General features: G+C 44.7%; 18 protein-coding genes. 4 read left to right on the top strand and 14 right to left on the bottom strand.

The genetic code is table 11. The features are described from left to right. Positions 1–24: 24 nt before the first annotated feature. The 7 genes from KFE96_RS06980 to KFE96_RS06950 all read right to left on the bottom strand — a co-directional run bounded on the left by KFE96_RS06980 (position 25) and on the right by KFE96_RS06950 (position 12,202). Positions 25–1,914, bottom strand: coding sequence for a hypothetical protein (locus tag KFE96_RS06980; RefSeq protein ID WP_255835265.1), 1,890 nt, complete (start codon positions 1,912–1,914; stop codon positions 25–27). Then, the gene (locus KFE96_RS06975) at positions 1,911–2,972 is read right to left on the bottom strand and encodes a DegT/DnrJ/EryC1/StrS family aminotransferase (protein WP_255835264.1); all 1,062 of its coding nucleotides are present in this window, start codon (positions 2,970–2,972) and stop codon (positions 1,911–1,913) included. The genes KFE96_RS06980 and KFE96_RS06975 overlap by 4 nt, the downstream gene beginning before the upstream one ends. A 114-nt stretch (positions 2,973–3,086) precedes the next feature. After that, positions 3,087–5,090, bottom strand: a complete 2,004-nt coding sequence (locus KFE96_RS06970; protein WP_255835263.1) for a glycosyltransferase family 2 protein — start codon at positions 5,088–5,090, stop codon at positions 3,087–3,089. A 1-nt stretch (position 5,091) separates the two neighbouring features. Continuing rightward, a complete protein-coding gene (locus KFE96_RS06965) occupies positions 5,092–7,275 on the bottom strand; it encodes a DUF6212 domain-containing protein (protein ID WP_255835262.1) in 2,184 nt (727 codons plus the stop codon). A 67-nt stretch (positions 7,276–7,342) separates the two neighbouring features. Further along, a complete protein-coding gene (locus KFE96_RS06960; RefSeq protein ID WP_255835261.1) occupies positions 7,343–8,713 on the bottom strand; it encodes an HlyD family type I secretion periplasmic adaptor subunit in 1,371 nt (456 codons plus the stop codon). Position 8,714: 1 nt separating this feature from the next. Beyond that, entirely contained in the window at positions 8,715–10,610 is a 1,896-nt protein-coding gene (locus tag KFE96_RS06955; RefSeq protein ID WP_255835260.1) for a type I secretion system permease/ATPase, read from the bottom strand. Positions 10,611–10,972: 362 nt separating this feature from the next. Beyond that, positions 10,973–12,202: a glycosyltransferase gene (locus KFE96_RS06950; RefSeq protein ID WP_255835259.1), complete on the bottom strand. Its 1,230-nt coding sequence runs from the start codon at positions 12,200–12,202 to the stop codon at positions 10,973–10,975. Between the two features lie 187 nt (positions 12,203–12,389). Between KFE96_RS06950 and galE the strand changes: the two genes are divergently transcribed. The 4 genes from galE (at position 12,390) to KFE96_RS06930 (ending at position 16,990) form a co-directional block, all read left to right on the top strand. Next, the gene (galE, locus tag KFE96_RS06945) at positions 12,390–13,379 is read left to right on the top strand and encodes a UDP-glucose 4-epimerase GalE (protein WP_255835258.1); all 990 of its coding nucleotides are present in this window, start codon (positions 12,390–12,392) and stop codon (positions 13,377–13,379) included. 98 nt (positions 13,380–13,477) lie between these two features. Next, entirely contained in the window at positions 13,478–14,617 is a 1,140-nt protein-coding gene (locus KFE96_RS06940; RefSeq protein WP_255835257.1) for a glycosyltransferase, read from the top strand. Continuing rightward, the gene (locus KFE96_RS06935; RefSeq protein WP_255835256.1) at positions 14,614–16,413 is read left to right on the top strand and encodes a hypothetical protein; all 1,800 of its coding nucleotides are present in this window, start codon (positions 14,614–14,616) and stop codon (positions 16,411–16,413) included. The genes KFE96_RS06940 and KFE96_RS06935 overlap by 4 nt, the downstream gene beginning before the upstream one ends. Continuing rightward, positions 16,406–16,990, top strand: coding sequence for a hypothetical protein (locus tag KFE96_RS06930; protein WP_255835255.1), 585 nt, complete (start codon positions 16,406–16,408; stop codon positions 16,988–16,990). The genes KFE96_RS06935 and KFE96_RS06930 overlap by 8 nt, the downstream gene beginning before the upstream one ends. A gap of 4 nt (positions 16,991–16,994) precedes the next feature. Here the strand turns inward: KFE96_RS06930 and KFE96_RS06925 are convergent, their stop codons facing one another. The 7 genes from KFE96_RS06925 to KFE96_RS06895 are packed head-to-tail and all read right to left on the bottom strand — an operon-like array spanning position 16,995 to position 24,334. Further along, positions 16,995–18,029, bottom strand: a complete 1,035-nt coding sequence (locus KFE96_RS06925) for a hypothetical protein (protein ID WP_255835254.1) — start codon at positions 18,027–18,029, stop codon at positions 16,995–16,997. Further along, positions 18,026–19,024: a glycosyltransferase family 2 protein gene (locus KFE96_RS06920; RefSeq protein ID WP_255835253.1), complete on the bottom strand. Its 999-nt coding sequence runs from the start codon at positions 19,022–19,024 to the stop codon at positions 18,026–18,028. The genes KFE96_RS06925 and KFE96_RS06920 overlap by 4 nt, the downstream gene beginning before the upstream one ends. Positions 19,025–19,033: 9 nt before the next feature. Continuing rightward, positions 19,034–20,668 (bottom strand): polysaccharide biosynthesis/export family protein, encoded by a 1,635-nt coding sequence (locus KFE96_RS06915; RefSeq protein WP_255835252.1) that lies wholly within the window; start codon positions 20,666–20,668, stop codon positions 19,034–19,036. After that, positions 20,661–21,797 carry a hypothetical protein gene (locus KFE96_RS06910; protein ID WP_255835251.1) on the bottom strand — a complete coding sequence of 379 codons (1,137 nt, stop codon included), beginning with the start codon at positions 21,795–21,797 and terminating at the stop codon, positions 20,661–20,663. The genes KFE96_RS06915 and KFE96_RS06910 overlap by 8 nt, the downstream gene beginning before the upstream one ends. Before the next feature lie 58 nt (positions 21,798–21,855). Continuing rightward, a complete protein-coding gene (locus KFE96_RS06905; RefSeq protein ID WP_255835250.1) occupies positions 21,856–22,527 on the bottom strand; it encodes an ABC transporter ATP-binding protein in 672 nt (223 codons plus the stop codon). Next, entirely contained in the window at positions 22,503–23,285 is a 783-nt protein-coding gene (locus KFE96_RS06900) for an ABC transporter permease (RefSeq protein ID WP_255835249.1), read from the bottom strand. Before KFE96_RS06900 ends, KFE96_RS06905 begins: the two co-directional genes overlap by 25 nt. Positions 23,286–23,314: 29 nt before the next feature. Continuing rightward, positions 23,315–24,334, bottom strand: a complete 1,020-nt coding sequence (locus KFE96_RS06895; protein WP_255835248.1) for an SIS domain-containing protein — start codon at positions 24,332–24,334, stop codon at positions 23,315–23,317. Positions 24,335–24,604: the final 270 nt, after the last annotated feature.

The following is a 24,604-nucleotide window of genomic DNA, read 5'->3' as shown; positions in this document are numbered from 1 at the left end:
TCCATTTTCCATCAGCCTCAACTATCAAGCAGCCTTTTCACTTAGACGTTCCCCAACTTCTTGAGTTGAAAAGGACTTTTGGTCCGATGCCTGAATATCTTCATGATATTCATAAGCAAACCGCACAGCGCGCCCAAAGGATGGACAGCTGCCTTCCGGATCAACCATCATCACTTTATCAAAATCAAATGCAGCCAATGCTTTACTGATTTCAACACGCTCTTCATCATTTTCAATAAGGCGAAGAACAGCACTGATATATTCTTCATCGTTATTGGTAGATAGCCAATCCGGCTGAGGCATATGCGAGACCATCTCTGAATCGTTCATAGCATGAACCTCAGCACCCTTCATATTTACCATTGGCAACCCAAGAGGGCAGGCATCCAGAATTCCATTTGTTGCCCCGAATGGGATTGAACTTAAGAAAATATCACACTTGGAAAGTTCGTCGATATATCCATTATAGCTATTACGAGGCTCCACTTTCGCACTACACATAAATTCAATGCGACGTTTGAATGCTTGATAAATTGCCCCAGCACCATTTGGAAAGAAAACAAACTCAACAGGTTTACTGGACCGTTTCTCAATTTCCTGACAAATAGTAAGAAGCCTCGGTGTGATTTTTCTAGCCCATGCAGGTACGGCAATTTTTAAGGAAGACGCATTTTCTCGAATTTGTGCAACAGGTTTTTCCGCGTCATGACGGTGCTCATAGCGTGCAACTTCATGCCAATAGATAATCTTATCCGCGATTGTATAGTCGGCTCCCACCAGCCCCTCTACTACCAACGAATAGTCAATGTATTTTGAGTGCGTTGTAGCTGGATGCCCATATGTCATGAGCTGCACTGGAGCTAAGCGTAAATTAGATCCATAAAGGCTAAGCGCACGCATACCAATACTCGGATAATAGATTACATCTGGCCTATATGTTTTCACCTTTTCAAAGAAAGCTTTCGGATTAGCCTTATCCAGCTTCGAGGTGTCAATCACATCGAACATATACTCCAACAGAGGATCACACTTACCTTCCGCAGACATATAAACCAGTTTGAAATGTTCCCTTAATGCCCTTATCGCAGGTCCATAACAGCGGTGCATCGCATGTACGGCTGTATACAGCTCCGCCATTACGATAAGCGTAGGCTTTTCCTTTATAACCCGTTTTTTCCCTGTAAAGTTCACATCCTTTAGGCCTTTGCGCATAAGCCAATCACGAACGATATGGTTTACGGTTTTCTTCACCTCATGCTTATTAGGTGCATCCACATAACTGCAGCCCATATAGACAGGCCCCATCGTATTGATAACCGCATCCGTTGCCTTACAATCTGCCCAGATATGGCTTTTCGCAATGATAAGTGAACGTATTTCTTCCGACAGCGGATTATAAACCAACTGCTCTGTTAAAAAAGCACGAGCAACCGGCCAGGAAATATCTTTGGATTGTTTGAACAGCAAATTCAGAAGCGGTTTTGTAAGTGCATTTATAGAAAGAACACTGAATAACTTTGGAATGTTCTCACTCGAAATGCTTTGGGAGCCGTCCTCGTTAAATGTACTAAACATATCTATAAAATGGCCAGTACCACGATACCCACTGATTTCAAAAGTCTGGCTAACAACACGTTTGTTTTTGGTAAGAAGTTCAAAAATATTCCGACGCATTACAAACGAAGGCGAGGTAACCATTTGTGCTATTGCCGAGGCAAATATAGTCGCTTCTTTTTCTGCAACCGGAAGCATCTTACGAAGATTGCCACCGAATACATCTTTGCTAAGCTCTAATCTGAAAAAAATCTCGTTCAGATAAGAACGCGTTTCGTCAAACTTTTCTTCGATTACTAGTTGCCTAAAGCCATAAATCAGCTTGATCAGCTTTTCTTTGCTTAAATCCTTATTTGTCATGAAACAACCTCAGCAACTACATTACATATTTCAATAATATCTTCATCAGACAGAAAAGCATGGAATGGCAATCCCACCAAGCCCTCGGCAAGTTCCAGGCTCACAGGAATAGCTTCCTCAACATTTTCATTCCCCACAAAAGTAATATCTTTTAATGCAGGATGTTCATGAAGAAGCGGCAAGTACCAACGGCGGGTTTGTATACCAGCGGCAGCAAGCGCATCAAAAATCTGTTTACCTAAGTCTTTGGCATAAATTTGTAGAGTAGCGGGAATAAAGTCATCACCACACCCTGCCTGCAATTCGATACGATTACCAAGTTTCTTTAATTCTCGCCAATAAGCATCCGCAACGTTTTTTCTACGCTCTATAACTTCGGGCCAACGGGCGATTTGTTGCAGGCCAACAGCTGCATAATATTCACCAAACTTTGCATTCGTTCCGGTTTGTTGCACAACTCCGGCAGGTCCAATAAAACCAAAATTAGATAATGAGCGAGCCCGGTCTAAGGTTTCCAGATCGTTCGTTGCCACCAGTCCACCTTCCCCAACTCCAAATGGTTTGGTGGCATGAAGCGAGAATACCGCGGTAATACCTTGCGGGATCTTCTGCTGGCCCAAAACAGCAGCGGCATCCCAAAATACATGTACTCCTGTTTCTTTTTGAAACTCAAGCCATGCTTCACCATCAAGAGGTTTGCCGTATGTTGCAACGGGTACGACAGCGTCCAGCGGCTCTTTACTGTGCGCTTTACGGGCGATTTCAGGAGTAAGCAGCCAACTTTCCTTATCCACATCCGCAAAAACCGGCTTATAGCTGGCATTAAGAACCGAAAGCGCTGTAGCTGGGAAAGTCAGCACCGGAATAAGCACCTTCGCACCTTCCCCCAAACGCTTGGCACGTAACATCAATTCCAGTGCCGTTGTTGCTGAAGAAAAAGTGCCCGTACCGAGTTTCGCAGAACCAGTTTGCTCCAGAAACATTGCCATCTCGGTTTCAAAGCGCTCATTCAAAGGGCCAAAGTTTGTATACCAACGATTGGTATGTATTTCAGCCAAATAGCTCCCCACCTCAGCGGGATCAGGCATATCAGGTACTAAACAAAAAATTTTCGGGTCTTGTGTCAAAACGCTTACCAATAGATCGTCAAAATTTTCATATCCCAGCTTTATTTAGCCAGCTTCTTTCAGAATATCTCTATAAAAATCTTTTGTTGTCATAAACTTGGACGGAGGAAACCCATCCGCCGAGAGAGAATTTCTATAATCTGTTTCATCTGTCGCGATATTAACCACTGCGTGTTCATAAGCTAGAAGCTTGCCCAACTGGGTGGTATGTTTGGTATCGGCTATTTCAAATTCTCTATCCAATAAAACATATCCCGGTGCACCGTGCAGGCGCGCTTCACCAAAGGCTTCTAGCATAGCTACCGCACCACACCCAATAACACGTGTACACTGGCGCGCGAACAGCGCCATATCTTCAGGTGTTCCCTGCGCGAATTCTGTTGAGATACCACGCCCCAAATACATTTTGTAAATACCACTTTTATCGCTAACGCGATAAGGGATCAGTGTGCTGATTAGATGTTTCCAATCCTGATAATGGCACTCTTCCAGATCACACCTGGATGCATATTCAACAAGCAGTACTATCTCATGATTATCGCTCTGTAGCGTTTTTAACAGATTCACAATTTTATTGCGGATTGTTTCCTTTGTCAGGAAATCATCTTTAACAGCTACCAGTGTACGTTCCATTTCCCTACAAGCAGGGAATGGTTCTCTGTTTTCTATGGCACATATGTCGCGTATCAGTGCTTTCCTGATATAAGCAGGATCAGGCCCAGCATACGATTTATTCTGGTGCCAGATATAATGTGGAACAGGCGCCAAACGTTCTTTTAGCTCCGCTTCAAACCGTTCAAATTCGCTCTGCACAAGGTGATCTATGCCGCATACATCAGGCAAGTGAATGTCACCGTGCATATACTGCGGTGCAGGCAACTGTTTAATTGTTTCTTCGCTATCAACGACCTGGCTTCTTAAATAAGCCGCCGACATAATTGAAACAGCCACGTGTTCTTTATGTTCTTCAGAGCTTGCATTGCGAACCTTAAAAGCGGGCTCTTTTTTTTCGGTGAAGCTCAAATATCTTTGCTCAGCACCTTGCTCTCGCATCTGCCAAAACAGCCAACGCAACAGTTCTCTATTTTCTTGCAACGCATTCCAAGTAGCCTCCTGCATGGTCAACAAAAGCTGAGGGAAGAAAAACTCACGGCGGGAATTAACCCAATGATCGAAACGGGTTTTAAATTCCTGAAAACTGATTTTTTCTGCTTCTATTGCAGGATCACTAAACAGTAAAACTGTATCCTTCAAATCACTGAGATAAAGGGCAAAATACGGTGCCTCTTCATGTTCAAGCGCCATAACATATTGCGGTTGATACAGTTTTTTATGGGTTCTACGCATGCGTGAAACCAGTTCTTCCCCCATACGGGTACTATCTGCAAGCATGCTTTCAGGGCGCCTTCGGTATAGAAAGCCTGAGTTCTCACAGCGTCGCCCCTTAAACCCTGCTTCAAGCGCATAAAGCCAGAAATCCCAATCCTCATAGCCGAAGATCATGGTTTCATCATACATAACGCCTTTACGGAATACATCAGCGCGCACCATGGATCCTGCCTCAGAGATATTACCTCGTAAATGTTTCAACACGCTGTAATCAGGGGCTGTTTCTCTGGTATCAAAACCATTTTCACCATGTGACAGACCAAAAAAGGAAATATCCGGATAGGCCCAGCCTATCTCTGCGTCATCTCCGATAGTTTTTCGATATGCTTCAATGCTGTATGGTGAAATACGGTTGTCTGCATCCAAGAAATAGATAGCATCCAGATCAGGCAGCAATTCCAAAAGAAAACGAATACCTGTATTTCGCGCGCCAGGTAATCTGGTATTTTTCTGTCTGATATAATGGAGCTTACCCCCATACATAGGTAATAGGTTCGCTACTGTGGTACGAGTTTCCGGGAATTTACAGCCATCATCAACCACCACCACATGGATATCTCTATCAGTATCCTGTTCACAGGCACTTGTGATGGCTTCAGCTAAAAACTGAGGATGCCCATACCCGGGAATAACAACACCAATGGGAGGTTTAGCGGCCATGCTAGCTGTCGCCCTCAGGAGCATCCAGTATATTTAAAGGATGCTCGTATCCATCAGTAAGGTTTGCAAACATATACCAGTTACACCACCCGCAAGTGATATCGCCATTAATAGGTAGGACAGCAAACACAACATCACCTGCCTCTGTACGAGGCCTGTCAAACTCAACAGTGAGTGTAGAGCGGAACATTGCCGGAACTGTCTGAGAAGACCAGAAAACGCCACTTTCCTCATCCCTACTATCCAACATACCTAGAGCAACTTTTTCAGCAATCTCTTCGATGATTTCCTGTCGATTATCCAAGTCTGTTGGTATAACCATCAAAATATAGGTAAAGCTTGGGGCCGCTTCATGACCTGTACCAATTTCCGCCATGACCTGTCTCGCGCCTACAACAGCCCCTCCCGCCATAATAGATGCTGACAATGCATCAGCAAGCGGGTGGGTCTGCATAGCGCCTGTGCCGTCATTCACCATCAAAGGTGAGAAACCATGCTTATCTGCAAGCTGCTGTTTTTTGGTTTGGCCAGCATAATATTCAACGCGCCCGACCAATTCAGAGAAACGGGAAACCCGAACCTGTGTTTTCCGGTTTTCACCGATAAGCCTTTGTTCTTCGGGAATTGGCCGAATGTTATCTGCAGACAATGTATGAACGGCTTCAATTTCCAGCGATTTCCATTGTAGCACTCCCGGGTTTTTCCCCACACCAAGAGGCTTCGCCGCAAATACTAAATCCGTTTTCCCAACCAAACAGTCTGTTACTGGTAAAATAAAAAATTGATCTGCATCTCCGGACAGCACCATAGATGTCCAAGCTAAAACACCATCCTGCCCTGACATAACCCGTTCAGGTCCAAGGCTATTAAGAAAACCATCAATATCTGTTGGTATTTTTCCATCATTCCCCGCGATAAGAGCAACAAGCAATGGACTTTCATCGGCATACGTTCTGCTCGCCATAGCCTTAATATATCGCATGGATGGGGTAATTTGTTTGGAAACTCTAAAACCGGTTATTTCGCTTTGTACCAACCTTACAGTCAGTGCTGTCTTTTCAGGGTACAGTACAGTCCCGCCCAGAGCTTGTTCGCACCGTTTCTGTTCTTCAGGTCCGGGAACAAACTCCGCAAACTTCATCAAAGACGCACCATTCTGGGATAAGTTCACTGTTTCAGGATCACAAAGCTGGAAATCATCCTCTGAAAAGATTGCCGTATCTTCCAGCCCTTTATAAACGCGAATGGCGATCGAGCTATGCTCCAGACCAAAACGATCCACAGCTTGATCGGCCAGCATTACCTTTGGAGCCTCTTCTCCGTTATAAGAAATGCTTATAATCCCATCACCGAATGTACGGCGCACTGCATCAGCTGTACTGAAATCATTCCACCCATCTTTAAGAAGGCTGAACGGTACTGTTAGCTTTCCAACGAGACTGTCATCTGCTCTACGGGCAATAGATACTGAAAGGCTACCATCACCTTCAGGTATATCTGTGAGGTAGAGTGCAAGCCCCGTGAATCCTGCGAGATCAGTGGGCAGTACTTGTGAAAAGCGAGCATCACCTTCACCAAAGGTGATCGCGGCCTCGCCTGGTAGTAGTTCAAAAGAAACACTGCGGGTACTGAAGCCGATACCGGCAATCATCCGTTTGGCTTTTTCGTTACCCAGCCATAATTCTTCATTTTTACGGCGAAGGCTTACGAGTTGCTGTTCTTTCTTCCCGAACTTCTCATAGAGGTTAACGAGATCATTTGCCAACAGGTTATTTGTGAATTTAATGAATTGAAGCTGTGAAGCTTCATACCCTTTCAGCAACCCAAACTTCCCTTGCTTTTCAAGAGTAAGCTGTTCTGGTTTTTGTGCACCATGGAAAAGTACGAACTCGCAAAAAGAGTCGCCCTTTTTCGCCATAGCCTCTGACGTAACAATCCCTAAAAGACCTGTAGGCATACCCGACAAAGCTACTGATCCCGAGTTTGCTTCCCGATCTTTAGAACCTTTTTTATCTTTCGGTGGAGCTTTAAGGGAAATAACACCTTCTTCCCGCAGACAAAATACGCTGATACCGGTAGGAAAAACTGGTTTCAGGCTGTTGAATATATCTGCACTGACCATCAAGCTTAATGGTGCAGCATAAAATGATGATAGCGCTTCTCTTGTTACACTGAAGGTAAACAAATGAAATGCCCCCCTAAAATAGTATCCAAAATGCCCGACACAACATCATGTCGGGCAGATTTGTTTTCTACTCGTTAAACACCTTTAAGCCAAAACGGGTAACTGGGCCTGCCAAGATTTCGAAGAATGTCGTTGGAGTGGTTTTGATATAAACCTCAGCCATATTACCTGGCACAAAATCTTCGGTTTCTTCACCTGGATTAATAGAAGCCCTCAAGATATATGCTCCGCCTGGTGCAGATTCATCTACAATAGCATCTCTGGAAATATAAGTTAATTCTCCCGGAAGCGGTGTTAAAGCCTTCACACGATTACCTGGGAAAACAACATCAATTTCCTGGCCGATATATACCTTATTGATATCAGAAACTTTCAGCCTAACCTCGATAGTCAGTTTGTCATCATCAGGGAAAACTTCCATCAAGGCATCGCCTGGCCTCAGCACCGCACCAATTGATGTAGTGCTCAAACGGAACACTGTTCCGTTCACAGGAGAGCGAATTTCGGTACGTTGAAGCATATTAGTAAAACGGTCCACCTGTGCTTCAATACGGCTAAGGTTTTGTTGAACGTTTACTAGTTCCGCATTCGCTTCTGTTACAACTGTCAAGCGTGCCTGCTTTTTCTCCGCTTCCAGATTTTTAATATTATATTCGGCATCTTTAATTGCGAGACCAGAATTCTGCATACGAGCTTCAAGCTCAACTACAGCCCGTTCTGTTGCATATACTCTTGTGCGCTGGATCAGCCCCTGAGCAAGAAGATCACGGAAATCTACAAGCTCTTTCTTATAAAGAGCATGTTGGTGCTGCATGGATTTAAAGACCTGCTCGGTCCCTTCCATTTGAATTTTTTCACCTTCGATACGTGTATCAAGAATTTCAAGTGTTTCAGCCTGAATACGGCGCTGTGCATTGAATTCTTCTTCTTGGCTGACGATCGCCTCAAGTACACGGGGATGGTTCGCAACTGTTGGGTTAATATTTGTTGGGAACTGGATTTTCTCAAGGTCGTTCACAATCGCCCGGTATCGAGCCAACTGAATACGAAGGGTAGCACGCGTTAAAATCGCTGCTTTAAGCTGTGATTGAATAAGGCTTTCATCAAGCTTTGCTAGCACTTGCCCTTTTTCAATTTTATCACCTTCACGAACATAAAGCTCCTGAAGGATACCCCCTTCCAAATGCTGAATAACCCGGTTTTTATCGGCAGCCACTACACGGCCACTAGCGGCGATAGCACCACCAAGCGGCGCCGTAGCAGACCAAAAACCACCAATCACGAAGATCAGGAAGAATACAATCATCGCCTGACGAAGTATAGGCTGCTTATCCGTATCAAGGCCTTCGGTCCAATCCCTTAGATCCTTGGTTTCAAAACGCATATTCATTTGATTTGCTACTTCCGAAGAAGGGCGTTTTGCAATTTCATTAGACATTCTATGCCCCCTTCTTTTCTGTAGACGGGTCGGCTGGCTGTTCTTCTGTAGATGGTTTTTCTACCGGCTGCATCTTCAACTCAATTTTCGGCGCTGGTGCAGGAGCATCAGCCTTAGAAACTGGTTTCATCGTCTTAATAACAGGTTTTGGTTGTGGCTTCTTCTCGGGTGCTTGTTGCCCCGCTTTTTGAGAGGCTGCAACCACCTTGTTTGCAGGGTTCTGCACAGCTTTTTGTGTAGTTACATTACCGCTGTTCATCACCTTGTCTTTGTCGCCATAATCCTTAACTGTACCATCTTGGAGTAACATCACTTTATCAACATGCTGAAGCACGTTCGGACGCTGTGTTACAACAATGGTCGTAATTTTGTCTTTCTTGGCCTGAGCAAGAGCCTTGTGGAAAATTTCTTCGCCTTGCTTATCAAGCGCTGCATTTGGTTCATCAAGCACAAGTACAGCAGGGTTACCATAAAAAGTACGAGCTAGCGCAATAAGCTGTGACTGTCCCCCAGAAGGCATAAACTGAGCCGGGCTTATAACCGTATCATATCCTTGAGGAAGCTTCATAAGCACCTCGTGCACACCAGCACGCTTTGCAGCCTCAATAGCCATTTCAGGTGGATCATCTTTTCTTAGTCTTGCGATATTTTCTCGTACAGTAGCATTAAAGAACGTAACCTGCTGCGGCATATATCCAATATGCATCCCGCGGGCTGTAGGGTCCCAAACATGAAGGTCTTGCCCATCAAGAGAGATCACACCGCTATTTGGCCTTAGGTATCCTACGATAAGGCGTGCCAACGTTGATTTACCAGCACCCGACGGCCCGATAATAGCAACGCTATCTCCTGCTTGAATAACGCCTTGAATGCCTTTGATAACTGGCTGCATCCCAGGACGCGGCACATACATAACACGGTCCAGACCAATTACACCTTTAGGTCTTGGAAGCGGTGTTCTATCAACAGGAAGATCCATTTCTTCAAGGCGCTGCATTAGACGCTTGCGAGCCTCTACAGCAGCTACGAGCGTGCGCCAACTGCCCACAATCGCTTCAATTGGCTGAAGTGCACGTCCACCAATCATCGCAGACGCAAAAATCACACCTGGGCTAGCCAGTTCAAGCAATACAAGAAGTGCACCCGCTGCAATCATCAAAACCTGAACAATCTGTCTTACGGCCTTGGTCGCACCAGAATATTTGGCAAGTGTGTTGTTGCTATCCACATAGCGGGAAAGCGCTTCACCATGCACCCTGCCCCAATCAGTAACAGCTTCTCTATAAAGTCCTTGAGAACGGATAAGTTCCTGCGAGGACATATAGTTGTCCATATTGCTATTAGAATTGATAGCCGCCTTTGAATATTCCATATTCGCATGGCTTGTTGCTCGGTCCCCAAATACACCAACAGCAAGGATAATAACCGCACCAGCCAGAACCACAAAACCAAGACCCCAGTGAATAAGGAAGATAAGTAAGGTAAAAAGTGGCAATAGAGGCAAATCGAAAACAGCTGACATCGCAGGTGATGTAAGAGTTTGACGAATAACCATCAAATCCCGGATACTCTGTGTATTCGCACCGCTTTCACGAGAAAGTTCCCCCGCAAACAAAAAACCTGCAACCTTAGATTCAAGTCGTACTGCACTTTTAGCTAGCAGGCGTTGGCGAACACTATCAAAATATCCATAGCAAACGAGAATAAAGACAGCAAAAGCAAGCATTACCATCAGAGTTGGAATACTACCTGATCTCAATATCCGGTCATAAACCTGAAACATAAAGATCGGCATTCCCAGCATACAGATCGCTGCGATAATGGAATAGAAAGAAATCACCTTGAACGAACGGCGGATTTCCTGCTCTTCTTCCCTATAATCATCAATTAACGCCATAACTTATACTACTATTCCCCGAAAAGATTAACGAGCGCGTTTGTCTTTCTCACATACACCTAAAGAGAGACAGTTCTATAGGTGAGCCTTGCCCAAATTACAGAGATAGGTATCACACGCTATAATAGGTGTCGATACCGAATACCTAGGGAAAATCGGCGTTTTCAATAATGGATAAAATCAAACGGCTATAATTTAGATGGTTGTTACCTAAGAAATAAAAAGACCTCTCGATTATCTTAAACATCTCAAGCTGTTAGAGTAAAACTTCCCAGTGAAGCTATCAACAGCTACAACCATATCATTTAAAACACTACCTTACTTCAATTGCAATTCTGAGTTCTAAAAACCGTCTTTTCCAACTAAGACTTTGTTCCATTAGCGACACTTTCAATTAACTGCCAATATTTTGGCAACAGATCATTAACCGCATAATTCTCAAGAATTGTTTCTCTTGCTTTTTGTTTCAGTGGTTCATAGTCCGCTTTATTGTCTAAAATATGACAAATAGTATTAGCCTGCTTTTCCACATCAAAGAACGGCACAAGCACGCCATTCTCGCCGTGATTGATCAATTCCCTTACGGGCTCAGTATCTGATCCAACAATCAAGGCGCCAGCAGCCATAGCTTCCAACATCGACCATGAAAGCACAAATGGTACAGTTAAATACACGTGTGCTCGGGTAATCTGGAACAAGCCCTTCAACATTTGAAGCGGTTGAAGCCCGGTGAAGTGGATACGACTATGATCCAGCTCAGGTAGTTCTTCCAGCATTGCCTCTTTCCAACTTTTACCATCTTTACGCTGAGCACCATAGGCTACACGGTCATCACCAACGATCACCACATGCACATTAGGGCGCTGCTTTTGCAGGATATTAACCATGCGCATAAATTCAGGAAAACCCCGATATTCCTCCATACCACGTGCAACATAAGTGATCACTTCATCTTCGGCAGAGAAGGTATGTTCACCGATCCGAACTTTAATCTTTGGATTAGGCTGGAAAAATTCAGTATCCACACCATCGTGAAGCACACTAACCTTAGATCTGAACACTTCCGGTAACCGACTGTGTTGGAAAGATGTTGGGCATTGCCCATGATCCATTACAGCAAGGTCCTGCAAAATCGGGTTATTCTTCATCCGTATGCGCATGGCATCATTGGCATCACTTCTTTTGTTGTTGAGGAATTCAACATCACCACCACGAGCATGATAATACCATTCATAGTAGGTCAACAATTTCGCATCGGGGAACATATCCTTCAAGAACATGTTAGATCCCCATCCTGAGTGTGACATAATAAGATCAGGCTTAAATGATGTGTCTTTGCTATTTAGGAAAGCACCATACAGCGCGTGTCCCTGTAATACAGCCCGCTCTGTAGCAATCAGAGATGGGTGAATACCTTGTGTCGCATCTCTGTGTGGTTTGAACTTGAAAACACGCTTTGCCTTAAATTTCTGTTCATTTTTCTGAAGTGTTGCAACATTTACTTCAACACCAAGTTTTGGATTGCTTTCGATATACCTTAAGAGCCGGCGATACTGGCCCGGGAAATTATTATGAACGAACAAAATACGCATCTATCAGGTACCCCAACTTACTCTTGATCATAAAGCAATGAATAAAATCAACTTATGGAGTTACAAAAGATTACCTTCAACTGCAACTTCCTTAATGAGCATGAAAAACAAAACCCGCCTTCCCAATACCTTGCAAGAAGGCTAAAAGCTATAAACATTATTAATTCTTCTAATGAGACATTTACCAATGAAAACAATTTTGGTTCCAGGTGGTGCAGGCTTTATTGGCAGCCATACCGTGAAAGCACTTCACCAACATGGGTACAAAAGCATTATTCTTGATAACTTTTCAAACGGTTATAAAGAAAGCGTTCTAAACGGCGAGGTAATTGAAGGCGACATAAGAGACAGCGCCCTACTCGACAAAATATTCACTGAGCATAACATCGATGCTGTTATTCATTTTGCAGCTTTTATTGAAGCTGGAGAAAGCGTGGTAAATCCACTTTCTTTCTACGACAACAACACGGCTGGAACACTTAATCTCTTACAAAGCATGCAAAAGCACAAGGTGGAGCATATTGTATTTTCGTCCACCGCGGCAGTTTATGGTCAACCGGAAGAAGATGATGCACTGGTGGAAACTCTACCTAAACTGCCTATCAATCCATACGGACAAACCAAATGGGCAGTGGAGTGCATGCTGAGAGATTTAGCCGTATCATGCACCTTCAAGTCCATAGCCCTCCGCTATTTCAACGCCGCGGGCAGTGATCCTTCGGGGCAAATTGGCGAGCTACACGAACCTGAAACGCACCTCATTCCACTTGTATTACAAGCTGCCAGCGGAAAACGTAAAAACATCAAGATGTTTGGTACAGATTACCCTACACCTGATGGCACATGTATTCGAGATTATATCCATGTATGTGATCTGGCTTCAGCACATGTAAAAGCGCTTGAATATCTATTCGACCGAGTAGAGAAAACAGAAGGCTTTTACGATGCCTTCAACTTAGGAACGGGCACAGGTTTTTCAGTACGTGAGGTTATCGAAACTGCAAAAAAGGTAACAGGCATAGACTTTGACGCCATTGAGGAAGATCGCCGACCTGGTGATCCTGCTTTCCTTATCGCGAATGCGAGTAAGGCCAATGAAATACTTGGGTGGCAACCAGAATATCCGAAACTGGAAGACATGATCAAACACGCCTGGGCTTTTTTAAAAAACCGGTAACCATAAGCAACAGTTGGCATAATTGAATTCCCGGTCTATCGTGACCGGAGGATTTAATACACTCTACTTCAAAGCACAGGGCCTGAAAGTTACATAGAATGCAGATTCTTGTTACATCGCCGATTCCGTCACACCCCCAGAACCACGGGAATCGTGCACGTGTTTTTAGCCTGTGCAAAACTCTTCAAGACCGTGGTTACAGCATTCATTTTGTCTATGGTGGCCTTGAGGGACTAAGCGAAGAGCAAGAACTTGCCATGCGTAACTGCTGGGAGCATGTCTATATTGTTCATCCGCAGAAGGGCGTGCGCAAACAGTCCAGACGCAATCATCATTTGATTGATGATTGGTATGTGCCCGAAGTAAGCGACATAACAGCCCGCATCCTGAAAATATGGAAAATTGATTACTGTCTGGCCAATTATGTGTGGTTCAGCCGCTGGCTTGATGATGTACCGCCAGGCATCCCTAAATATCTTGATACCCACGATATGTTTGCTGACAGGCATAAAAGACTGAAAGCAGATGGCATGGAACCCAGCTGGTATAACACCACTAAACGGGAAGAAGCCAAGGCACTCAAACGGGCTGACTGTGTGCTTGCCATACAGTCTACCGAAGCAAGTTTCTTTGAAAGGCTGTCAAAAACAGCAGTGCGAACACTGGGCCACTATGTACCTGCAAACTATCTACCCAAACCTACGGCATCACGAGAGAAGCTGAAGGTTGGGTATCTGGCCAGCAACAATCCCATTAACCAGCACGCACTTAGCGAACTTGTGAAAGAATTGAATAAAGAACCCATTCTGCATGAACGCTTCACCTTCGAGTTAGCTGGCGCCATATGTGGCAGCAGCGTTGCGGAGGATATTCCTTTCACTAAGCACGGGTTTGTAGAAAGTGCTGAAAGCTTTTATGCCGACATGGATATCATCCTGAACCCTAATCTGGGGGGGACTGGGCTCAAAATTAAATCCGTGGAAGCACTGGCGTACGGAAAGCCTCTTCTCGCCACCTCTGATGCCATGATCGGCATCCCAAGCCCATACAATCTGCACCAGCATGCCAACGTCGCCGCACTCGTACAGTCCCTGAAAACACTTGATAGCTCCGACAGTGGAATATCCGAGTTGGAAGCCGCCAGTCAGGAGGTATTCGGCGCTTACCAGAAAACACAACTTGATACACTCGATGAACTATTCCCCATGGAAAGTTCAGCAAAGGGGGGGGAAGCATGACTAAGCCTACCCTCTTCATATTCGGTGAACTTGCACCCATCAGCACAGTTGCTGCGGGATACACTATTCAAACAGCACTGTTTATGAACGAACACGCAGACGTAACGGTTGTGATTGCTGATCATGCTCCTGTCCCGCTTCCAGTACCAAAAACGATTAAGGTAAAGCGGCACAGAGACCTGATTAACCTCAACAAGCGTGAACAAACGGCAGCAAGACTATTCATTCTGGGAGACAGCTACCAAAGCCTGGATACCTTAAAGTTATACGAACGTTTCTCTGGTACAGTGATCGTTGCAACTAAATCTCTCTACCGGCTTTTTGTGGCACATCTCAAAACAACACCAGATTGGCCCTTTAACTATACCAATTGGCTAAGGCAGTGCTTTGGAGATAAGGCAGACATTATAGCCCAGGCACTGTTAAGGCGCGGCAGGGAGTCTGATGCAATTGCGGACGAAATACCGCTGGAATTGATATTCCCAAGCATTTATCAACACCAATTGCAGCTACCCGAACTTACTTCTGGTTTACCTGTGTGCCCTCACAGTTCTGACACGCAGCAGAAAAACCTCGCGAGAGATGTACCTACAATACTGGTTATCGGTCCCCATGAAGGCGCCGAAGAAGCCGTTAAAAACTTAACAGATCTCGGGAAAGATATTGCCTTCACAAACATTCACGGTTCCGACGCTCATATTACCCAATATATAAGCCGCTCTGATATTATACTTATTTCAGAGAGCAAGCGGGATGTTCCCGCCTATCTACCACTGGTATTACAAGGCAAAAAACCACTTATCACCGCTGGGCAGAAATGGGCACAACATGTTGTGGCTCCATCATTTAACATGCCACATGCTCAAGCAGATCAGCGGTTGACCGCCGCGCTAGGTGCAATTATCAGCAAACCAGAAATCCATGACTGGCTTGCAGCTTATAACTGCCACTTGGAAGGCCTTCTACATGATTTAGATTTCAGCAGATGCCATACTCAGATACTCCAAGAAACGGATAGAGCGCTTATTATTGATGATCAGAAAGAGATAGCTTCCCCTCAGGTCTCAACAGAATCGCCTGCTGAAATAGAGGCCACCGGACAAGTCGCACTTGTTGGTGCTGTACCACCCAAGGCTATTTTAGAAGATGCATTCCCAGAATTTGACAGCGCAACCAGCCCCAAATTTGCAACGGATACCCTGTGCACAACTTTACAATTATACAGCGACACACCACTCCCCATACTGCTTTCACAGCTAGGATATGAAGCATCCATTATTTCGGATAGCTCAGTTGGCGGTCACTGCACAGTTTCTGAAATAACATCCCAACTCAAACATGCTAAAAAAGCAGTGTCATTTGGTTCTTCTATGGAGGGTACGATATCTGCGAACAAGCATCTAAGCAGTTATCTCAGCAACCATAAAAGCAACATACCGGTATCATTTCCAGCATCTATAAAAGAAGACACCCTGAGTGGCTATGAACCTGTTTCAGGGTTATTGTGGAAACGTGATCCTGTGCGTGACATCGTTTCCTGTGTATTCATTCTGGGCCTACCCGGTAGCTATAAACTATGCTTGAATGCAGGTGGAAATCTTACAGTCTCATCAGCCACTGCAACACACAGACTAAATCAAAAAACACCTTTACGTTTAGAAACAGACACCACTGGGGTGTTATTTTTTACAGTCGCTGTCGAAGACCCTGCAAAAAACCAGGAAAGCTGTAGTGAAATTTTAACTAAATCACTTGCAGACTACCCCTTGAATTTGGAATGGTTGGATCATGACTGAAAAAACCGAAATAGCTGGAACGAATATTCTGTCCTTCAAATCACCTGAAGCGCGCTTCCCAAAAGCTGCGGTAGATTTCGTTGATGCCTTGCTTACGGTTCAAAGAAATCGGTTTGAACGGGAGCTTGAAGCATACAGCCCGCCAACCCCGAGTTCGCCTCTTCCTGAAAAAGCAGTTGCAGCGCATATTTTAGCGGAATCGGACGAGTTCATTGGCTCTGGATGGAGCAAACTCGGTAAACGGAGAGACGGCACAAGTTTCCGCTGGATGGGGAAGTTAGGCACAGTCATGCTGCCTGTTGATCTTACGAAACCGCGAGCGTTCACCATTAAGGGCTGCGGCTTCACCAAGCGGCGTTTCCTGAAAGAAACCACTTTGTGGATTGATGATAAACCAATTGAATTCAGCCTATCCCGCAGAGGTTTTAATCGTTGGACTTTTACAGGCTCCCTGCCTGCAATGCCAGATCGGCCATTTTATATTATCCGTATGCAATCCAGCGGCATTTCAAGGCTGGCTGAAGGTGTAGATGCTTTTGTAAGCCTCGCAGTAAGCGAAATCAAAATTAACTGCTGATTTTCTACTTAATTAGCTTCGATATTTTTTCTTTCAACTGACGAACACCTTCTGCAAATTCAGGAATATCTTCCAGCCAGCTATCATACTCGATCTCCACGGATCTCTGAATATGTTCATGCAAGAAGATTGCGATATTTTCAGCGACCATTGGCGCATTACGTTCTAAATCCCACATAGTGATGAATTTGAAATGCTCCACTGCTTCCAAGTGTTTTTCAAACTTAAATTCAGCTTCCAACAACAATTTAAGCTGCTCAAATGCCTCTGAAAGATCAAAACCACCCGCAAAAACCTGATTACGCTCCCCAGCTGGTACATTACCTTGCCCTCGGTATAACGTGTTCTTCAGATATGTATTTACTACGGCTTGTCTGCATTTATCCCGGTTTGCAAAATATAATATTTCGCCACCATTTTTTTTATAAAGCCGCTTCACATATGAAAGCCTTAAAATGCCCTTTTCTAACAAACCAGCAAGTACATCCATACCAAAGATAGCATCAAGCCTACCATCTGTACGGCCTAACTGGATTTGCCTTAGAAACCTGATTAACGAAAAATCACTATAACCACTAATCCAACTAAGAACTTCAGGCGTGATGTATTCCTGATAATCAGCAACCCCGGCGCTGCGCAGCATTTTCGCAAACAGTTCAAAACCACTACCGGGCTGCACTACCATCAAACGCGGGCCAGCATCACTATCGGCAACCGGGCTATTATCTTGCCCCACAGCCAAGGCTAACCTCGGCAGTATCTGGTAGGTTACAGAAATTATCTCACTGTCTATGGCCGATCGCCTATACATCCTCACACGGCCAGTTTCAGCAGATCGTGTGAATACATAAATCTGCGAAAATTCCAATCGTGTCTCTGGTGTTATTTTATCTATATCTTGAAGGGTTACCGAACTATCTGCAACTTCCTCAATATAGTTCAGAATATCAGCATCTGTTAGCAATAGAGCTGTTTTCGGCAGTGTTTCCACGAAACCAATAACGCCTAGTGTTTTAAGTATGCTGAAATCTGTGCTCATGCGGCACTCACCTCAATCACCTGATCAGTGTCCAGATCATTACAGTTTCTACAGATACCCTCTGGTGCCGGAAACCGTCGTGCTTCCTGAGGGAAAGCAACTGTCAGCACTTTTTCATTACCGAGATTACTATCATGCCAGTTATGAAAGCTCTTATGATATTCAGCTCTGTCTCCAGATAACTCCCGAACAAAGCTAACGCCATTATCAGTTTTCCAACTGAACCCGGAATTCGCACCTGTGGTAAGTGATCCATCCCTTAGAAGGCCAGTATATAAAACCTGCCGCATATGATGCATCTGACGGATACCAAACACTTGGGTAAGGCGTGTGATGAACTCCGTATCAGCGGAAATTCTCACTGAATCAAAAAAGCCCGTTTTAGCGAGCACTTCTTCACGGCGGATCATAAGGCTGATGGCTGCCATCCGTTCAGAAAGACCATCAATATTCAGCGGATTGCCTTCGCCATCCACACGCCGCCAACGGCACGTGACAGCTATTTTACCTTTGCCAGATAAAATCGCGCCTAACTGCGTTTGAAGCCGCATAGGGTCAGAAAGATCATCACTATCGTGGAAGGCAACGAACTTGCCCTTAGCCTGTGACAGACACCAGTTTTTGGACCAATAAGTGCCGTGATTGGCTGGCGAGTGAAATATACGCACTCGGCGATCTTCCTGTGCCAGTTTCTTCAGCACATCAAGCGTATCATCGGTGCTTGCATCATCAATCACCATAAGCTCAAAATTCTTATGGGTTTGCGCCAACACAGAACGAACAGCGCCTTCCACGAGATGGCTTGTGTTATAAGCCGTCATCACCACTGTAATCAGTGTATCCGAATTTTCAGCACCCAGCGTTTCAAAGTGCCGTGTCTGTTCCTCAAACATACGCGCACCTTTTCGGCGTAAGAAAGCATGCTTACTATCAATACAATAGGCAATAGGGTCGCGGCGAAACTTGCGCCACATTCTATAAGGTTTAAAAGTCATGGTCTTTGCCTACAAACGCAGCACCACGCCCGCAGAGAGCGCTAATTGATAGAATACATTGATCAAATCAGATGCCAGCTGGAAGCTCTTGGTCTGAACTTTCGGAAGAACAAAAATTTCATCACCCGGCTGTATCACAAGCGATTTACTGTTGAATTGGCTTTTCTTCAACTTTGTGAAGGTACCGTCTCTATGCAGCAATAACACATTAGCAGCACTGCGGCTTTGAGTAAAACCACCAGCAAGGTTGATATAATCCTGCACGGTTCCTTTATTACGGTAAGCCATAGCGTTAGGGAACAATACATCACCATGCACCATGACCAACTTGCTTCTGCGAGGAATACGAACGATATCGCCCGGTTCCATCAAGATATCATCTCGCAAAGAGGACCCAGCCAGAGATACCTGCCCGTTGGGTTCAATCTTGCGCGCACGTTCAACCCACTGAAGGATCAGTTCTGCTTCACGCTGACGCAAATCAGCTTCAGCTGCTGTTTTTGAACGAGCAGTTAGTACACTACTTTCTAGGGCACGAAGTTGTGCCTCCAGCGTTTCTTTCTGGCGCACCTTTACACTTTCGCGTAACAGCTGGATAGCTTCAGGCTGTGCATTCGGACCAAATGTAATCTGGTTAAGTACATCACCCATTGTAGCACCGTACGGCAACACCAATTCCTGAGCACCTACATGTTCACCTTCTATGCGAACGCTGATGGTACCTTGGGATTTATCCGACATAACCTCAAGCACATCACCGCGGTAAATCTCTACTCCGGTCAGGTCTGTCAGGGGAATATATTCCACTTCTTTCTTCGCACGGTTATTGCGGCTAATCCGAACATGGGTTGCTTGCGGGAATGGTCGCGCAAGCGCCAAAAGATGATCAGCTCGTACAGATGGGCCATGAAACTCGAATAAGTTTTCATTTTGCACATCACCATATACGCCAGCCTGTGAAAGCACAGGTGTTACAACAATGGTATCACCATCATTCAACTGGAAGATTGGCAACTGACCTGTAAGGATAAAATCATAAATATTAACGGCTCTATGCTCATTACCATTTCGCAGCACCTTCACATTCAGGAAGCTACCGCGCGCGGGATCAATACCGCCAGCCTGATCAAGAAAGTATAGAACACTATCTGAAGCATGTCCCGCGAACAGCCCCGGCTGCTTTACAAATCCTGTTACGAGAACCTTCACAGGCTCAGCACCGCCAAGGTTAGCATAAACATTTACATTCTTACGAAAGACGCGCTTAACAGCATCACTAACCACTTTATTTACATCGGCATTACGAACACCAAGCAACTTCACGGGGCCAACTTTTGGAACAAAAATATTTCCTTGGGCATCAACTGTGAAATCACCCTGAAATTCAAAACCACCCCACAACTGCAGAAGAACTCTATCCCCTGTAGAAACTACATAATCAGGATTAAAACCAACGAAACTTTGTTCTTTGAACTTACCGCCAAAGATAAAGCTACCAAACGCAGATCTATCTTCAATAGTTTCCACTTTTTCTTCAGGGATCGGCTCAACAGATTGAGCTACCTGCGCGGCAGCCACACTACTGAAGCCGAGCGCAGCAACGCCAGCAATAACAGCCTGTTTCCAAGATTTCACATTAAACATCGCGGTGCTCCCGGATTGTAGCCAAGATCATGGCGCTAATGCCATAGATCAGTGTCAAAGCTACGAAAAGTGTAATAACTGAATAAAGTTTACGCGGCAGAATAGCTGAATCCGGCAATATTGGTGTTTGTACAACAACCAGATGCTTCAGCTTGTGGTAACTTTCAATTCTGGCTTTCTCTAACCCAACAAGGGCTGTTTGATAAAGCTCTGTCGCAAATGTAAGGTCCATTTCAAGACGCTTATACTCAGCGGCCTGATCATTAAGAGTTGTAGAATCCTGACTTGCAAGCTTTGCTCTTTCAATAAGAAGCTGTTCTTCCAGCGCCGCAATTTTTGACCGCACAGTAACCAGTTCAGCAGCTTCTGGGTTCAGATAACTTGCCAACACCTTCTCTTCTGTTCGGTGTTCAATCAGCATGTTTTCCATCTGAGAAATAGCACCCTGCAGTGATTTTCCTGCGGCTTCTATGCTCAGAATACCATTTTTATTCTGGAACGCGAGAAACACATCACGTGCAGTCTCCATGCGTTTTTGGGCATTTGCCAGTTCGCCTTCAACAAAACCAATTTCCTGCAAAGCAATACTCTGGCTAACTCTGTTGATATATCTTTCAGTTTCCTTGACCATCGCCTGAACCAGAGCCAATGAAAACTCATTAGTGTAGCCTTGTCCTCTGATTGTAAGAATACCTGTATCTGACTCTATCGAACTGCTGATAGCGTCTCGGTAAAAGTCAAGGCGTTCTTCATCAGATGCGTTGGAACTAAGTCGAGAATAAAAATCCCACTCGCTTGAAGAAAAATGTTCAGAGAAACCAACTGCTTTTTCAAGATACTCAAGCATATCGCGTGAGCTAAGATAGGCTTGTGCAAGCAACGCTTCGCGGGTATCAGTCCCACCTGCCCCAGGCAATCCTGCAAGCTGAGTGAAGCTTACATTTGTAGCTTCAGTAGCAGACTTCACATAAACGCGGGCAACGGTCACATATCTATCTGATGCTAGAAGCGCATAATAGGCCCCAACAATCAGAGTAACCAAAAGCACCCAGCGGTATGAGGAGAAACTAAGTGTACGACTGCGTACATCTTCAACGGCCCGTTCGCTAAACCGCGTACGATCAGCCATCTTCTCCCTGAATTTGCGTAACATATTATTCATTGCGTTATTACTAACCCGTCTGAACCTATAAATTTCTGTATCTGTAAAGCGCTCTATCTACACTTTCGTAATATTCAGCGCCACCATACGCAAGTAAGATTGCGGCATTACAATGTTCCTGCACGATTTTTTCGTCATGAGAAACAAGAACAATATTTGCAGTTTCCCGTTTTTCAGACAGTGTCGTAGAACACTTCTTTTTAAAAGCCTGATCTCCAACAGCCATGATTTCATCAATCAGATAGGTATCGAAATCAAAAGCCATGTTTACAGCAAACCCAAACTTAGCGCGCATACCTGAAGAATAGGAACCAACAGGCAGCTCAAAATTTGTACCAATTTCCGAGAAATCCAACACGAAGTCCTCATATTCACGAGTATTACGAATACCGTGAATACGGCAGATAAAGCGAACATTCTCTCTACCTGACATAGAAGGCTGAAAGCCTGAGCCAAGTCCTAAAGGCCAACTTATGAATCTATCTGTATGAATTTTGCCAAAACTGGGGAAATCAGTTCCCCCTAACAGGTTAACCATTGTGGTCTTACCAGCGCCGTTTGCTCCCAAAATAGCGACATCCCTATCATCAGGGATTTCAATATTTAAATTCTTCAACACATACTTCGGTCCAAAGCGTGTTGGATAATATTTGGAAACATTTTCAAACCTGATCATCGCTGGCTCATCCTTTGCCATCTTAATCGGTAGCCTGAAATAGCAAGTGTAAGCAAACCAAGTGTCCATGCAGCCAGATACCGCGCATCAGCCACAGGGCTGGTATACTGCTCAAACCACGCTTCACGGATAAGTTCCATAGCATGAAGTATCGGGTTTTTCGCAAAAAGACTGTGGAGATCCTCAGGTATCAGAGTCATTGGAAAAAAAACAGCTGATACAAACATAAGCGGCATCGTCATCAAGTTAATAAGCTTTGTTATCTCGGGGGAAAACGCGGACATCACCGATGCAAGAATACCGAAAGAAACAGCAAAAAGCCAAAAGAGAGCACAATAAGCGAACACCAAAAGAAAATCGTTTGGAATAACGTTAAGACCGCCCCACCAAAGTAACATCCCCACAACCGTGGCAGACACAAGAAACACACCGCCTTCCACAACAGATCGTGCTAAATACACGTCAAACAGCTTAACCTGCCGGAAGCCCATCAAACCTCGAACAGCACCCGCTGCCCCCATATTGGCACGCATGGTACTATTCCAGAGCAATCTAAAAGGAAGGAATGCAGTATAGACAAATACAGGCGGTTCTACGAAGCCGAATTCCCCACGCCCACGCAAACCAAAAAGGACCATGAACATGCCAATCATCACCAGCGGTTCAAGGATAATCCAGATATTACCGAATGTATAACGGCTAAAGCGGGCGTTCATTTCGCGAAGAAAAATCGCAAAAATTACATCCCGCTGAATGGATAACGCCGTTCTGGCTTTCATGGTTGCACCACTATTGGTTACTAAAAAGGCTAAGCATCTTCATGTTTATAGATGCCTGCATACCTTCCTTTTTCATCAACCACAACAAGGAACTTTACTTCATCAGACCGCATCATGGATTCTGCTTCATCCACAATTACGTCCTCCTGAATAGTAGAAAATTCTTTACTCATACACTGATGGGCAGCAACTTCACGTACACGGCGTGTTACTCTAAGAGCAACGCCAAGCTGGCCTTTGGTTACAACACCAATTGGTAGCCCTGCCTTATCAACAACCACAGCAACACCTGCTGAGCCACCTGCCATTTCCGCAGCCAATTCAAGAAGAACCATATCCGGCGATACAACAGGAACATTGTTCACCAGCATTGCTTCTTCAACTTTTGTAAGCAACCTGCGCCCAAGCGACCCACCTGGATGATAGCGAGCAAAATCACGAGCGTGAAAATTACGAAGTTTCATAAGAGAAACGGCAAGCGCATCACCAATTGCTGCTGTTACAATGATAGATGTTGTTGGAGCCAGATTAATTGGACAGGCTTCTTCAGTAATTGGAATTTCAAGCACTACATCTGCCACGCGCCCCATTGTGGAGTTTTTTGCACCTGTAATCGCGATAATCTTATTTCCAAAAGATTTAAGAGATGGCAATAGCTGTGAAATTTCAGGAGTTTCTCCAGAATAGCTGATAAGCAAAAGCGCATCATCAGCAGTAACCATGCCCAAATCACCATGGGATGCCTCAGCAGGATGCAAGAAAAATGACGGGGTACCAGTGGACGCCAAAGTCGCAGAAATTTTCCGCGCCACATGGCCAGATTTGCCCATTCCAATAACAATCAAATGACCACGCGTATTCATGATGGTCATGATGGCTTCACGGAACGCCTCTTCGTCATAGGTCTGCGACAAACGTTCCAAAGCTTGTCCCTGCTTTAGAAAATTAGACCCAATATCCTTAAGAGTTTGTCCTATATCCGCTTTTAAACTAACCGGAAGCTCAAGAATATTTTCTTGATTAGCATCCAAATCCGCGGAACTTTTCATATATACCCCCCGATACCACACTAACTTAATAGCTAACAAAATACATAAGTGCGGCTGGTTTTAGTCGCTGTGAATTACAAATTGCAGAAGCAAATTTGACGCACGCTATCATAACACCTTAGCATTCTCAACTAATCAGTCGCTTTAACCGAAGGATTTGATTTCCCTTATTATGGCCAAAACCAACTATACTAGACGCTATATGCAACTCAGCTCACACCTTTTCCCTACCACTTAGGCGTAATAAGTTTGTAACCTATTCCCTAAAGC

It is taken from the genome of Kordiimonas sp. SCSIO 12603 (assembly GCF_024398035.1).
In the GTDB taxonomy this organism is placed as follows: Bacteria; Pseudomonadota; Alphaproteobacteria; order Sphingomonadales; family Kordiimonadaceae; genus Kordiimonas.
The sequence above is the reverse complement of the archived record's forward strand: the minus strand, read 5'-3'. Positions and strand labels throughout refer to the sequence as shown.